The organism is Mycobacterium sp. SMC-2 (assembly GCF_025263485.1).
Taxonomy (GTDB): Bacteria; Actinomycetota; Actinomycetes; order Mycobacteriales; family Mycobacteriaceae; genus Mycobacterium.
This window is the reverse complement of sequence record NZ_CP079863.1, coordinates 1,581,887-1,595,916: the sequence shown is the minus strand read 5'-3', so window position 1 is coordinate 1,595,916 and position 14,030 is coordinate 1,581,887. Positions and strand designations below refer to the sequence as shown.

Annotated in this window: 13 protein-coding genes and 1 tRNA gene; 6 read left to right on the top strand and 8 right to left on the bottom strand. The window is 68.3% G+C overall.

Annotated elements, in window-relative coordinates; translation table 11 throughout:
* Positions 1-2: 2 nt before the first annotated feature.
* Together KXD96_RS07530 and KXD96_RS07525 are read right to left on the bottom strand one after the other, a co-directional pair.
* Positions 3-614 carry a malonyl CoA-ACP transacylase gene (locus tag KXD96_RS07530; RefSeq protein WP_260743922.1) on the bottom strand — a complete coding sequence of 204 codons (612 nt, stop codon included), beginning with the start codon at positions 612-614 and terminating at the stop codon, positions 3-5.
* Positions 611-4,753 carry an NEW3 domain-containing protein gene (locus KXD96_RS07525; RefSeq protein WP_260743921.1) on the bottom strand — a complete coding sequence of 1,381 codons (4,143 nt, stop codon included), beginning with the start codon at positions 4,751-4,753 and terminating at the stop codon, positions 611-613. Before KXD96_RS07525 ends, KXD96_RS07530 begins: the two co-directional genes overlap by 4 nt.
* A gap of 59 nt (positions 4,754-4,812) precedes the next feature.
* On the opposite strand from KXD96_RS07525, the gene KXD96_RS07520 reads away from it, so the two are divergent.
* The 6 genes from KXD96_RS07520 (at position 4,813) to mmaA4 (ending at position 10,608) form a co-directional block, all read left to right on the top strand.
* A complete protein-coding gene (locus tag KXD96_RS07520) occupies positions 4,813-5,385 on the top strand; it encodes a DinB family protein (RefSeq protein WP_260745264.1) in 573 nt (190 codons plus the stop codon).
* Between the two features lie 40 nt (positions 5,386-5,425).
* Positions 5,426-6,772 (top strand): AarF/ABC1/UbiB kinase family protein, encoded by a 1,347-nt coding sequence (locus tag KXD96_RS07515; protein WP_260743920.1) that lies wholly within the window; start codon positions 5,426-5,428, stop codon positions 6,770-6,772.
* Complete coding sequence (locus KXD96_RS07510) at positions 6,772-7,677, top strand: alpha/beta fold hydrolase (RefSeq protein ID WP_260743919.1); 906 nt, start codon at positions 6,772-6,774, stop codon at positions 7,675-7,677. The genes KXD96_RS07515 and KXD96_RS07510 overlap by 1 nt, the downstream gene beginning before the upstream one ends.
* Positions 7,678-7,764: 87 nt before the next feature.
* Positions 7,765-8,625 carry a cyclopropane mycolic acid synthase family methyltransferase gene (locus tag KXD96_RS07505; RefSeq protein WP_260743918.1) on the top strand — a complete coding sequence of 287 codons (861 nt, stop codon included), beginning with the start codon at positions 7,765-7,767 and terminating at the stop codon, positions 8,623-8,625.
* Positions 8,626-8,746: 121 nt separating this feature from the next.
* Complete coding sequence (mmaA3, locus tag KXD96_RS07500; RefSeq protein WP_260743917.1) at positions 8,747-9,628, top strand: methoxy mycolic acid synthase MmaA3; 882 nt, start codon at positions 8,747-8,749, stop codon at positions 9,626-9,628.
* Positions 9,629-9,711: 83 nt separating this feature from the next.
* Positions 9,712-10,608 (top strand): hydroxymycolate synthase MmaA4, encoded by an 897-nt coding sequence (gene mmaA4, locus KXD96_RS07495; RefSeq protein WP_260743916.1) that lies wholly within the window; start codon positions 9,712-9,714, stop codon positions 10,606-10,608.
* Positions 10,609-10,684: 76 nt separating this feature from the next.
* Here mmaA4 and rplA read toward each other — a convergent pair whose 3' ends face one another.
* The 6 genes from rplA to hadC form a co-directional block, all read right to left on the bottom strand.
* Positions 10,685-11,392, bottom strand: coding sequence for a 50S ribosomal protein L1 (gene rplA / locus KXD96_RS07490; RefSeq protein WP_260743915.1), 708 nt, complete (start codon positions 11,390-11,392; stop codon positions 10,685-10,687).
* An 84-nt stretch (positions 11,393-11,476) separates the two neighbouring features.
* Positions 11,477-11,905 (bottom strand): 50S ribosomal protein L11, encoded by a 429-nt coding sequence (gene rplK, locus KXD96_RS07485; protein WP_068087268.1) that lies wholly within the window; start codon positions 11,903-11,905, stop codon positions 11,477-11,479.
* A 32-nt stretch (positions 11,906-11,937) separates the two neighbouring features.
* On the bottom strand, positions 11,938-12,672 hold the full coding sequence (gene nusG, locus KXD96_RS07480; RefSeq protein ID WP_260743914.1) for a transcription termination/antitermination protein NusG: 735 nt from the start codon (positions 12,670-12,672) through the stop codon (positions 11,938-11,940).
* A 26-nt stretch (positions 12,673-12,698) separates the two neighbouring features.
* Complete coding sequence (secE, locus tag KXD96_RS07475; RefSeq protein WP_260743913.1) at positions 12,699-13,154, bottom strand: preprotein translocase subunit SecE; 456 nt, start codon at positions 13,152-13,154, stop codon at positions 12,699-12,701.
* 147 nt (positions 13,155-13,301) lie between these two features.
* Positions 13,302-13,374: transfer RNA gene (locus KXD96_RS07470), tRNA-Trp, on the bottom strand.
* Positions 13,375-13,518: 144 nt separating this feature from the next.
* Positions 13,519-14,019 carry a (3R)-hydroxyacyl-ACP dehydratase subunit HadC gene (hadC, locus tag KXD96_RS07465; RefSeq protein ID WP_260743912.1) on the bottom strand — a complete coding sequence of 167 codons (501 nt, stop codon included), beginning with the start codon at positions 14,017-14,019 and terminating at the stop codon, positions 13,519-13,521.
* Positions 14,020-14,030 lie beyond the last annotated feature (11 nt).

Below are 14,030 nucleotides of genomic sequence, written 5' to 3'. Positions count from 1 at the left end.
GATCAGTGCCGGTGGGTGTTGTCGGGCTGATGGGGGTCGCCGGGGTGCTCGTAGCCGGGCGCGAGCCGCACCAGCTCGGCCCGCCGCGCGTCCAGCCACACCCGGAAGGCGCGGCGCCGCGCGGCACCCCGCAGATGGTCGGCGATCGCCGATGCCACGTCATCCAGCGGGGGCCCGGCCGGCGACGGGGCCCGCCAGCCGTGCTCATCGCGGCGCGGCTCGGCGAACCGCAGCGGGTTGCGGGCGTGATAGGCGGCCACCTCCGCATCGGTGACGCGCACCGCGGCGGTGACGTTGGCGAACAGCGCCCGCGCGCGGGGGTCGGCCAGCGCGGCCGCGGCCACGCTGCCGATCTCCAGCCGGGCCGTCGCGTCGGGCAGCAGGTCGGACTGGCTCGGCGCGCCCCGCCCGCTCAGGCCGCGCGCGTCGGCCTCGGCGGCGACAACCCGCTCGGTCACGATCAACTGGGTCAGCCAGCGCCGCAGTTGACGCCCCTCCCCGGTGCCGCCGGCCGGCAAGGCGGCCGCGCCCGGTCCGCCGCGCAGCCGTGCCTCGGCCGCGTCGACCTCGTCGACCGAGACCGGGACGCCGGCAACCGTCGCCACCACGCTCATGCCACCGAAACCCTTACCGCCGGGGTGTACACTAGCCGGCCGGCGCAGCCGACCCGGACCAGGGCCCACCACTGGCCCGGCTCCACCCAGGCCGCGGGGGTCACCGCGAAACTGAGGTCGGCGCTGCCGCGGGCGGGCAGCACCGCGCCCACCGCGGCGGGGCCTGCCCACTCCCACGTGCCCCACGGGCTGATCAGGTGCGCCTCCAACGCCAGGTCCGCCCCGGCGTGGCTGCCGACCGTTACGGTCAGCGCGGCGGTGTCGCCGGCGGCCAACTCGACGTCGGCCGGCCCCCGGGCGAGGTAGATCAGCTCCGTCCCCTCGCACCCGCCGACCTCGACGATGCATACGTCCTCGACCGTCTGTCGCCACGCGGCCGGCACCTCGTCGCCGGTGATGCGCAGCTGGGCCCGGACCGGGTACAGCCCCGGCTCGGCGCGGGCGGGCACCGACACCGCCACGTCGGCCTCCCGGTACTCGCCGCGGCGCAGCGAAAGGGGCAGCTGGTCGGGCTTGGCCGACCAGCCCTGCGGGCATACCAGCGTGAGCGTCCCGGCCAGGGTCGCGTCGCTGCAGTCGCTGGCCGCGGTGAGGCGCAGCACGACCTCGCCGCCCGGCTCGGCGGCCACCCGCGCGGGATGCAGATGCGCGACGGCCGGCAGCCCGCCGAGGGGCGCGGGGCCCCGGTTGTGCAGCCAGTAGCGCGCGTACAACGGCTGGGCGGTTTCGGCGTCCGGGGCCAGCGCGGTGGACTCCGTTCGCAAGCCGCGCGTCTCGAATCGGGCCAGGACGGTGGCCACCTGGTAGCCATGCAGGTCGAGCGGGCGGCCCGCGCGCGGGGCCTCGAGCAGGTCGGCGTCGCGGAAGTCGCCGACCTGGCCGATGTCCGAGCCGATCGCCACGCTGGCCCCCGCGCCCGTCGTCTCCACCAAGCGCAGCGCCACTGCGCCCGGGTCGACCGGCCGGGCGCTGCCCGCCGTGAGCGGGTTGCCGGCGGCCTTGAGCGCGGCCAGCTGAACGCCGGGCGGCTCGACGCGCAGCAGAGACCCGGCGGCGGACAGCGCGCCGCCCGCCCCGCCGGCGGCGGCGACGGCGAGCAGCGGGTGGCCGAATTGCGCGCTGCGGGCGGGGATCTCGGCGCGCCTCCAGTCACCGTCACCGCAGACCAGCGCGTAGTCGAAGACGTGTGTCCAGTGCTGGAGCTGGAAGTTCGAGCCGTCCGGGGCGGTGCGGCGCGGTTCGTCGATCCAGGTGCCCGACGGCCAGCCGGTGCAGGAGCGCATCAGCGCGGTGTGCAGGGTGCCTTCGGTGTCGACGGCGAAGCTGGGCACGCCGCGGTTGAGCAGGGCGACGGTGCGGTCTTCGAAGTCGGCGGAGCCCGCCCCCGCCCGCTGGGTGACAACGATCTCGGCGTCGCCGAGGTCCTCGACCAGCGACGCGATCGCGGCGGCCAGGCCTTCCTCGTCACGGCCGGCGACGACCAGCACCGGCAGCGCCGCCGGCGCACGCAGGTCGGCGCCGGGCACCCACGCCGCGGCCAACGGTGTCGCGGCCGGCACCCAGACCCTGGCGTGGCCCGTCGTCGTCAACTGGCGGTCCAGTTCGTCCGCGTACGCCGGGCCGGCCTGCGCCAGCACCGCCTTGGTGAAGGCGTTGCGGGCGGGCCCGCCCAGCGCGATGCGCACGTCGGGCAGGTTCGAATCGACGTCGAGATCGCCGTAGCGCGGTTTGTCCGCGCCGCTGCAGGTGGCCGTCACCCCGGCCCGGACGAGCGCGACCATCAGCTCGCGGGCCAGCGGTCCCGACTCCGCCTCGTCCGGCGACACCACCTCGGCCACCGAGATCGCCCGCACCCCATCGCCCAGCCGGACGCGCGCCGCCGAGGACAGCCCGAACCAGCCGTAGGCCGGGTTGTCCAACGTCCACAGGTTCCGCGCGGTGTCCACCGAGCCGGGCCCGTCGTGCAACAGGGCGAAGCCCCGCCCGACGACGGCGTCACCGACCTCGCTGACCGGCATGGCGCCCGGCACCGGGCAGGGCCAGCGCAGCCGTACCAGGCGGTCGGCCCCGGTGAACTCGTCGATGGTGGTGCGGCAGTCCACCCGCGGCACGCCGCGCCACAGCGTCAGGGTTTGCGTGTAGCGCAGCAGCGTGCCGATCCGCCCGGTGACGACGAGCCGCTGCCCCAGCGGGCCGTGGTAGGCGCGCGCCCGGGCCGGCGACTCCGACGAGCACACCACCGGCCCCCGGGGCAGCAGGTGCCACGGGCCCTCGCCCTGCGTCGGGTGCGCCGGGTATTCCTCGTAGACGGCCAGCTCGTTGCCCACCCGGCCGTCGGCGATCAGCTCGCGGCCGTCCCGAACCAGGGACATCACTCCCCCGCCGCGCGCCGGGTCGACCTCGAGGCGGTAGTGCTCGTTGGCGATCGCCGCGCCCGGCACCGGTTCCCAGCCTGCCGGTGCGCCGGCGGCCACCAGCCGATACGCCCGCCAGCCCAGCGACGGCACGTCGCGCGCCAGCCAGGTGACCGACCGCCCGCCGTCCTCGACGAGTGCGGGCAGCTGGGCGCCGTCCGCGTCCAGCACCCGCACCCCGGCCCCGAGCGGCGGGTCGAGCCGCGCGGTGACGATGTCGGTGCGCTGCCGGGCCAGCGGGTTCCACACCGCGACGTCACCATCCACCGCGCCGGACAGCAGCGCCAGCGAGGCGTCGCGGGTCGCGCGGCCCAGCTCCCACGCGTCGCGCCAGCCGGTCAGCAGGTCGAGGTAGACCTGGTCGGACTCCGAGCCGGTGATGGCGTCGTGGTGTGCGCCGTAGGCCAGCTGCACCCACGCCTTGGCCAGCCCCGCCTGCGGGTAGTCGGCGCCGGTCGTCAGCCCGGCGAACACGGCGAACCGCTCGGCCTGAAGGACGGCGTTCTCCGCGGCCCGGTTGGCCTGTTTGGTGTCGATGTAGGAGACGTCCTTGCCGGTGTAGATCGGGTTCATGTCGCGGGTCTGCGGTGAGGGCAGGCGGCCGCGCTCGGCCAGCCCGGCGCGCACGGCCGCGAAGAACTCCCGGGGCAGCGCGCACACGAAGCGCGGCCAGGTGTAGCGCGCGGCCCAGTCGCGGTGGATGGCGGTGACCCACTTGTTCGGCGGCGTGTAGTCGGTGCCCACGGGCAACAGCACGTTACGGGTCAGCGCGACCCGCTTGAGCTGACGAAACAGCGCGAAGGTGGCGGCCTCGGCCTCGGCGAGCGAGGCCGACGAGTCCATCCCCCAGCCCGCCCCGTAGTGCGCGGGCATGTAGTGGGTGAGCAGGCCGCGGCCCGACGGCGCGATCCACTCGAACTCGCTGCAGAACTGCATTCGGTCCACGTCGCCACCCGGCCCCCACTGGTGGTGCGGTCCCCGGGCCCACGAGCTCGACGTCAGCCCCGCGTCGGCGGCGAACCCCGGGAATTGCGGGTCGTGGCCGAACACGTCGAGCTGCCAGGCGGTGGCCGGGTCGGCGCCCAGCACGTGATGCTGAAATCCCATGCCGTGCACCAGGTTCCGGATGGTGGTTTCCGGGCTCGTCAGATTGGTGTTGGGTTCGTTGTAGGTGCCGCCCATCACCTCGACGCGGCCCTGCGCCAGGAACCGGCGCAGGTCGGCGCGGTCCTCGGGGTGGGTGTCCCAGTACGGCTTGAGGTAGTCGACCTCGGCCAGCACGAACTTGTATTCGGGCTCGCGACGGGCCATCTCCAGGTGCGCGTGCACCAGCTCGAAGCTGTTGGTCTGCCGGCCCGGCGGGTCCGCGGCCCACTCGCTGGTGTAGGCGCCCTGGGTGTTCCACCACACCGGGTCGTAGTGGAAGTGACTGACCATGAACATGGTCCAGCCGGGCTCGGCCACGACGAACTCGAACGGCTGCGCGGCGCCGTCGCCCAGCGCTCGCGCCGCCCGCCGCTGCCCGACCACCGGGCGGTCCACCCGGACCGGGACCTCGACCACCGTGTCGCCGACCCCAGCCACCGCCGCACCGCTGACACCGTCGCCATCGACGCGGACGGGCGCGGGCTCGGCCACCTCCGAAACGGTGACGCGGGCCAGCTGCAGCGGCGCGTCCGGCGGCCCGACGAAAAGCTCCGCCGAGTGTGCCGAAACCAGCTGCATCCCCGCACTTTACGACCCGGGGGACCTAATATCCGTTAATGCCCGCTCTTGCCCGGCCCGTGGCCGACGAACGCAGCGCCCTGCGCGAATACCTGCGGTTTCACCAAAGCGCGTATTTCGCCGTCAGCTACGGCCTCACCGATGAACAGGCCCGGTCCACCCCCTCGGTCAGCGCGCTCTCGATCGGCGGTCTGATCAAGCACGCCACCGCAATGCAGCGCAGCTGGATGGGACGGGTCGCCGCCGCGCCCGACGCGCCACCGAAAGACACCCGTCCGTTCGAGCAGACCGCCAGCGAGTTCGCCGATCAGCACGTGATGCGGCCCGACGAGACGCTGGACGGCTTGCTGCGGGCCTTCGAAGAACAGAACGCAAGGTCGCTGCGGCTGGTGGAGACCGCGGACCTCGACGCGGCGGTGCCGGTGCCCCGGGACATCCCCTGGTTCCCCAAGGACCAGGAGGCCTGGTCGGTGCGCTGGGTGATCCTGCACGTGATCAACGAGCTGGCCCGGCACGCCGGGCACGCCGACATCATCCGCGAAACCATCGACGGCGCCACCATGTACGAGTTGATCGCGGGTCTGGAAGGCTGGGCGATCCCGGGCTGGGTGCAGCCCTGGAGTCCGGGCTAGAGAATTGGGCCTGACTCGGCCGATTTGGCAGACTGCACAGATGAGCTCCACCAAACACCGAGACGTGGCCCGGCTCGACCGGGTGCCGCTGCCGGTCGAAGCGGCCCGGGTAGCCGTCACCGGTTGGCAGGTCACCCGCACCGCCGCTCGCGTCGTCGCCAAGCTGCCGGGTAGGGGGCCGTGGCAGCAGAAGGTGATCAAGCAGCTCCCGCAGACCTTCGCCGACCTCGGCCCGACGTACGTGAAATTCGGGCAGATCATCGCGTCCAGCCCAGGGGCGTTCGGCGAATCACTGTCCCGCGAATTCCGCGGCCTGCTCGACCGGGTGCCGCCCGCCGACACCGACGAGGTGCACAAGCTCCTCGTCGAGGAGCTCGGCGGCGAACCCGCCGACCTGTTCGCCAAGTGGGAGGAGACGCCATTCGCGTCGGCCTCCATCGCCCAGGTGCACTACGCGACCCTGCACACCGGCGAAGACGTCGTCGTCAAGATCCAGCGCCCGGGCATCCGCCGCCGGGTCGCCGCCGACCTGCAGATCCTCAAGCGCTTCGCGCAGGCCGTCGAGCTGGCCAAGCTGGGCCGCCGGCTCTCGGCGCAGGACGTGGTCGCCGACTTTTCCGACAACCTGGCCGAGGAACTGAACTTCCGCCTCGAGGCCCAGTCGATGGACGCGTGGGTCTCGCACCTGCACGCCTCACCGCTGGGCCAGGGCATCCGGGTGCCGCAGGTGCACTGGGACTTCACCTCCGAGCGGGTGCTGACGATGGAGCGGGTGCACGGCATCCGCATCGACGACGTCGCCGCCATCCGCAAGGCCGGCTTCGACGGGGTCGAGCTGGTGAAGGCGCTGCTGTTCTCGCTTTTCGAGGGCGGGCTGCGGCACGGGCTGTTCCACGGCGACCTGCACGCGGGCAACCTCTACGTCGACGATCAGGGCCGCATCGTGTTCTTCGACTTCGGGATCATGGGCCGCATCGACCCGCGCACCCGCTGGCTGCTGCGCGAGCTGGTGTACGCCCTGCTGGTCAAGAAGGACCACGCCGCGGCTGGCAAGATCGTGGTGCTGATGGGCGCCGTCGGCACCATGAAGCCCGAGGCCCAGGCCGCCAAGGACCTGGAAAAGTTCGCCACCCCGCTGACCATGTCGACGCTGGGCGACATGTCCTATGCCGACATCGGGCGGCAGCTGTCGGCCCTGGCCGACGCCTACGACGTCAAGCTGCCCCGCGAGCTGGTGTTGATCGGCAAGCAGTTCCTCTACGTCGAGCGCTACATGAAACTGCTGGCGCCCAAGTGGCAGATGATGTCGGACCCGCAGCTGACCGGCTACTTCGCGAACTTCATGGTCGAGGTCAGCCGCGAGTACCAGAGCGACATCGAGGTCTGATGGAGGTCCGCACCGGCAACGCCACGTCAGGCGACCTGAAGCTGTATTACGAGGACATGGGCGACATCGACGACCCACCCGTCCTGCTGATCATGGGGCTGGGCGCCCAGCTGCTGCTGTGGCGAACCGCCTTCTGCGAGCAGCTGGTCCGCCAGGGCCTGCGCGTGATCCGATACGACAACCGGGACGTGGGGCTGTCGAGCAAGACCCAGCACCGCGGCGCGGGGCAGCCGCTGGTGACGCGGTTGGCCCGTTCCTGGCTGGGTCTGTCGAGCGAAGCCCCCTACAAGCTCGAGGACATGGCCGACGACGCCGCGGCCGTGCTGGATCACCTGGGCATCGATCACGCGCACATCGTGGGCGCTTCGATGGGCGGCATGATCGCCCAGATCTTCGCCGCACGGTTCAGCGAGCGGACGAAAACCCTCGGAGTCATCTTCTCCAGCAACAATTCGGCGTTTCTGCCGCCGCCCGGCCCTCGCCAGCTGCTGGCACTCATCAAGGGGCCGTCGCCGGGCTCGCCGCGCGAGGTGATCATCGACAACGCCATTCGGGTGAGCAAGATCATCGGCAGCCAGCGCTACCTCGCGTCGGAGGAGCAACTTCGGGCCGAGGCCACCGAAAGCTATGAGCGGAGCTATTACCCGTGGGGCATCGCCCGGCATTTCGACGCCGTGCTGGGCAGCGGCAGCCTGCGGCGCTACAACCGGCGGACCGCCGCCCCGACCGTGGTGATCCACGGCCGGGCCGACAAGCTGATGCGACCCTTCGGCGGCCGCGCGGTGGCCCGGGCGATTGACGGCGCTCGATTGGTGTTATTCGACGGGATGGGACATGATCTGCCACGGCAGTTGTGGGACCAGGTGATCGGTGTGCTGGTGACCAACTTCGCCGAAGCGAACTGAGCGAAAAACGCTCAAACGAAACGCTTCCCCTGCGATCTGTGTCAGTATCGCCGGGTTGTACGGTTGTCGAAGGAGGTGGGTCTACCAATGGCCAAGCTGAAGCCGTATTACGAAGAGTCGCAGGCAACCTACGACATTTCAGACGACTTCTTCGCGCTGTTCCTCGACCCCAACATGGTGTACACCTGCGCCTACTTCAAGAACGACGACATGACGCTGGAAGAGGCGCAACTCGCGAAGCTCGATCTGGGGCTGGACAAGCTGAACCTCGAGCCGGGAATGACGCTGCTGGACGTAGGCTGCGGCTGGGGTGGCGCCGTGGTGCGGGCGGTCGAGAAATACGACGTGAACGTCATCGGCATCACGCTCAGCCGCAACCACTACGCGCGCACCAAGGCGAGGCTGGACGCGATCGGAACGACGCGGCGGGCCGAGGCCCGGCTGCAGGGATGGGAAGAGTTCGACGAGCAAGTCGACCGGATCATGAGTTTCGAGGCCTTCGACGCGTTCAAAAAGGAACGCTGGCCCGCGTTCTGGGATTGGGCCTACAAGACCCTCCCCGATGACAGCCGGATGCTGATGCACAGCATATTCACGTATCCGCAGTCGCAATGGAAAGAGCGCGGCATCCCCATCACCATGTCGGATCTGCGCTTCTTCCATTTCCTCGGCAAGGAAATCTTTCCCGGCGGCCAGATGTGCGGCGAGCCCGATATCGTCGACAACGCCAAAGCCAGCGGCTTCTCGGTCGAGCAGATCGAATACCTGCGGCCGCACTACGCGCGGACGCTGGACATGTGGGCGGCCAATCTGGAAGCCAACCGCGAGCGCGCCATCGCCATTCAGTCCCAAGAGGTCTACGACCGCTTCATGCGCTATCTGACCGGTTGCGCGGACCTCTTCCGCAAGGGCATCTCCAACGTGGCCCAGTACACGCTCATCAAGTAGCGCCCGGCGCGTAAAAACTCCTCCGGCGCACGCGCGCGCAAATGCGCCGTTTTCAATCCTCGCCGAGTAGCCTCGCCCGGGATGGCCACCTCTCTGGTGTCCGTTTCCCTGGGGAGGACATATGTCTGACAACCCAACCGGCACTGTCCGTACGCGGTCCAATCTGGACGACGTACAGGCGCACTACGACCTGTCGAACGAGTTCTTCGCGCTCTTCCAGGATCCGACCCGCACCTACAGCTGCGCGTATTTCCCCCGCGAGAACATGACCTTGCACGAAGCGCAGCTCGCCAAGCTCGACCTGACGCTGGACAAGCTCGGGCTCCAGCCGGGGATGACCTTGCTCGACGTCGGCTGCGGTTGGGGTTCGGTGTTGAAACGCGCCGTCGAGCGCTACGACGTCAACGTCGTGGGGCTGACCCTGTCCAAGAATCAGCATGCCTATTGCCAGCAGGTGCTCGACGGGATCGACAGCGGCCGGTCGCGGCGGGCACTGCTGTGCGACTGGGCCGACTTCAACGAACCGGTCGACCGCATCGTCACCATCGAGGCGTTGGAGCACTTCGGCTTTCACCGCTACGACGACTTCTTCAAATTCGCCTACACCGCCATGCCCGGCGACGGCGTGATGCTGCTGCACTCGATCACGGGATTGCACGGAAGGCAGGTCATCGAGCGGGGCCTGCCCCTGACGATCGAGGTCGCCAAGTTCATCAAGTTCATCGTGACCGACATCTTCCCGGGGGGTCGGCTGCCGATGATCGAGACCATCGAGGAGCACTCGACGAGGAACGGCTTCCGGGTGACCCACGTCCAGTCGCTGCGGACCGACTTCGCCAAGACCCTCGACCTGTGGGCCGGCGCCCTGCAGGCGCGCAGGGACGACGCGATCAGGATCCAGTCCGAAGAGGTGTACGAGCGGTACATGAAGTACCTGACCGGCTGTGCCCGGGCTTTCCGCACCGCCTACATCGACTGCAACCAATTCACGCTGGAAAAGTAGGGTTGGGTATCGTTGCACGTCACGCCCCGAAGCAAGTGCGTGGGTATCCGCAGTGAACTTCATCGGAGGAGAACAAGACCATAATGGCTGATCAACCGGCTAGCCCGACGAAGATTCGGACGGCTCCCGAGGACATTCAGGCGCACTACGACGTCTCCGACGACTTCTTCGCCCTGTTCCAGGACCCGACCCGGACCTACAGCTGCGCCTACTTCGAGCGTGACGACATGACGCTGGAAGAAGCGCAGTACGCCAAGATCGACCTGAACCTGGACAAGCTCGACCTCAAGCCGGGGATGACCCTGCTGGACATCGGCTGCGGCTGGGGCACCACCATGAAGCGCGCCGTCGAGCGGTTCGACGTCAACGTCATCGGCCTGACACTGTCCAAGAACCAGCACGCCCGCTGCGAGCAAGTGTTGGCGTCGATCGACACCAACCGTTCGCGTGAAGTGCGCCTGCAGAACTGGGAGGACTTCAACGAGCCGGTCGACCGGATCGTGTCGATCGAGGCCTTCGAGCACTTCGGGCACGAGAACTACGACGACTTCTTCAAAAGGTGCTACGACATCATGCCCGAGGATGGCCGGATGACCGTCCAGAGCAGCGTCAGCTACCACCCGTACGAGATGGCGGCCCGCGGCAAGAAGCTGACCTTCGAGACGGCCCGTTTCATCAAGTTCATCGTCACCGAAATCTTCCCGGGCGGCCGGCTGCCGTCAACGCAGATGATGGTCGACCACGGCGAGAAGGCGGGTTTTATTGTGCCCGAACCCCTTTCGCTGCGTCCGCACTACATCAAGACGCTGCACATCTGGGGCGACACGCTGGAGTCCAACAAACAGAAGGCCATCGAGGTCACTTCCGAAGAGGTCTACAACCGCTACATCAAGTACCTGCGGGGCTGCGAGCACTACTTCACCGAGGAAATGCTCGACGTCAGCCTGGTGACCTACCTGAAGCCGGGAGCGGTCAACTAGCTTTTGTCGCCGAGCGTCGACTTGTTGGGCCAATTACCTTGAGAATTGCCCAACAAGTCGACGCTCGGCGGGAAACTCAGGCCTCGGAGAAGTTGCGGGTGACCGACGGGTCCACCGGGATGCCCGGGCCGGTGGTCGTCGACACCGTGATCTTCTTCAGGTAGCGGCCCTTCGAGGCGGACGGCTTGAGCCGCAACACCTCGTCGAGCGCGGCGCCGTAGTTCTCCGCGAGGGCCTTCTCGTCGAAGGACGCCTTCCCGATGACGAAGTGCAGGTTGGCCTGCTTGTCGATGCGGAAGTTGATCTTGCCGCCCTTGATGTCGGCCACCGCCTTGGCGACGTCCGGGGTGACGGTGCCCGTCTTGGGGTTCGGCATCAGGCCGCGCGGACCGAGCACGCGGGCGATGCGGCCGACCTTCGCCATCTGGTCGGGGGTCGCGATCGCGGCGTCGAAGTCCAGGAAACCGCCCTGGATCTTCTCGATGAGGTCGTCGCTGCCGACGATGTCGGCGCCGGCGGCCTGCGCCTGCTCGGCCTTGTCGCCGACCGCGAACACCGCGACGCGGGCGGTCTTACCCGTGCCGTGCGGCAGGTTGACCGTGCCGCGGACCATCTGGTCCGCCTTGCGGGGGTCGACGCCGAGCCGGATCGCCACCTCGACCGTCGCGTCCTGCTTGGCCGAGGACGTCTCCTTCGCGAGCTTGGCCGCCTCCAGGGGGCTGTACAGGTTGTTGCGGTCCACCTTCTCGGCGGCGGCGCGGTATGCCTTGCTGTTCTTGCTCATTGATTCATCCAATCGGGTGTTGGGTCGTGGTTAAGCAGCGGGCCGAAGCTGGCCCTCCCACGGTTGGGGTCGAACTATGCGGTTCTATTCGACGGTGATCCCCATCGACCGGGCGGTGCCGGCGATGATCTTGGCGGCCGCGTCGATGTCGTTGGCGTTGAGATCGGTCTTCTTGGTCTCGGCGATCTCACGAACCTGGTCCCAGGTGACCTTGGCGACCTTGGTCTTGTGCGGCTCGGCCGAGCCCTTGCCCACGCCCGCGGCCTTGAGTAGCAGCTTCGCGGCGGGCGGCGTCTTGAGCGCGAAGGTGAAGCTGCGGTCCTCGTAGACCGTGATCTCCACCGGGATGACCTGGCCGCGCTGGTTCTCCGTGGCGGCGTTGTAGGCCTTGCAGAACTCCATGATGTTGACGCCGTGCTGGCCGAGCGCGGGCCCCACCGGCGGCGCAGGGTTGGCCTGCCCCGCCACGATCTGCAGCTTGATCAGCCCAGCGACTTTCTTCTTCGGGGCCATGGGTGTTGGTGTTCCTTCCTAGCTAACGCGTTCTAAATCTTCGAGACCTGGCTGAACGTCAATTCCACCGGCGTCTCGCGGCCGAAGATCGACACCAGCACCTTGAGCTTCTGCTGTTCGCCGTTGACCTCGCTGATGGTCGCCGGCAGCGTGGCGAACGGCCCGTCCATGACCGTCACCGATTCGCCGACCTCGTAGTCGACCTCGACGACCGGGCGCTCCAACCCACCGGCCTCGGCCGTGGCGGCCGCGGCGGCCACGCCCTTGGCGGCCTTCTTGGTCGCCCCCCGCGGCAGCAGGAACTTGACCACGTCGTCCAGGGCCAGGGCCGACGGTCGCGACGTCGCCCCGACGAACCCGGTGACGCCCGGCGTGTTGCGCACCGCGGCCCACGAGTCGTCGGTCAGATCCATGCGCACCAGGATGTAGCCGGGCAGCACCTTGCGGTTGACCTGCTTGCGCTGGCCGTTCTTGATCTCGGTGACCTCTTCGGTCGGCACCTCGACCTGGAAGATGTAGTCGCCGACGTCCAGGTTCTGCACACGCGTCTCGAGATTGGCTTTGACCTTGTTCTCGTATCCCGCGTAGGAGTGGATGACGTACCAGTCGCCCGGCTTGCTGCGCAGCTCCGCCTTGAGCGCGGCCGCCGGGTCGACCTCTTCGGCCGACTCCTCGGGGGCCTCGGCCGCGGAGGTCTCAGTCTCCTCGGCGCGCTCTTCTACGTCGACCGCTTCACCCGCGGACGTGTCACCGTCGAAGGTAGTCACGGTTTTCAGTCCTCTCTATCTCTCGCTCAGCCGAACACCAGCAGCACCAGCTTGGTGAGGCCGAAATCCGCGCCGCCGACCAGCGCCACCATGAAGGCCAGGAACACCAGCACCACCGATGTGTAGGTGAGCATCTGCTTGCGGTTGGGCCAGATAACCTTCCGCATCTCCGCAACCACCTGCTTGAGGTAGTTGTAGACGAAGACGAACGGGTTGGCCGAACGCTCCCCGGGCTTCTTCGGTTTTTTGGCCTTCTTGGCTTTGGCGCCCTTGGTGGCCTTGTCCTGCTTGGCGACCTCGACCTCGTCCGCCGACTCTACGTCGACGTCCTCGCCGGCATCGGTCGCTCGCTGCCGGGTGCGTTTGCCGGTGGGGCGCTGCGGCCGCGTCACCACAGCGGTCCGGCCGCCGTTCGCGCGGTCCTCACCCCTGTCTGCGCCGTCGCTTGTGGCGTCGTTGGCAGCGTCGCCTTCGTCGCTCACCGCATGCTCCTTAAGTTTGCTCGTACCCCGCGGGCCATCCCGTGGTGAACGGCCACTATTCCAGTGTCCACCATGGCACGCCTTTTCTATTGTCGGGCTCCTCCTCGGGCCATTCCGGCCCGCATCGTCGCCAGACGTCGCGTTCAGCAGGGGCGACAGGACTTGAACCTGCAACCTGCGGTTTTGGAGACCGCTGCTCTGCCAGTTGAGCTACGCCCCTTCGCGGTTGGCAGGCCAACCTGCGCTTACCTACCGGGGCTCACATGACACGCGCGCCTTCCGATCGCTCGACTCACGGAAAGCGCGCTAACGCTGGGAAAACCCCGAGGTCCGAGTGTACATCGACGCGGGAGTCAGATACTAATTACGCCGTTCTGACGACCTGGCCGGACTCCGAGTCCCATTTGAGATTCGCCGACTGGTCGGCGTACTGGCTCATCAACGTGGTGTAGGCCTCCAAGACCACCTCACCGTGATCGTCGGTGCAGATGTTCTTGGTGACGACGATGTCGGCGCCGAAACGCTCGTCCACCGACACGATGTCCATCCGCGCCCACAGCTTGTCGCCGGCCTTGATCGGCTTGGAGAACACGAACCTCTGGTCGACCTGGACGATCACCAGCGTCTCCATGCCGATGTCGACGTGCCGGAAGAAATCCAGCTGAACCAGCTTGGCGAAGATGGTTGCGAAGGTCAGGGGCGCCACGATCGCGTCGTGGCCGAGTTCGGCGGCCGCGTCTTCGTCGAAGTGGGCCGGGTGGCGGTTCTTGGTGGCTAACGCGAACTGACGGAGTTGTTCACGGCCCACCACGAAATAGTCCGGGTACCGCCAGATCATCCCGCGGATATCGGTCTTGAGCGCCATTAAGCGGGGCC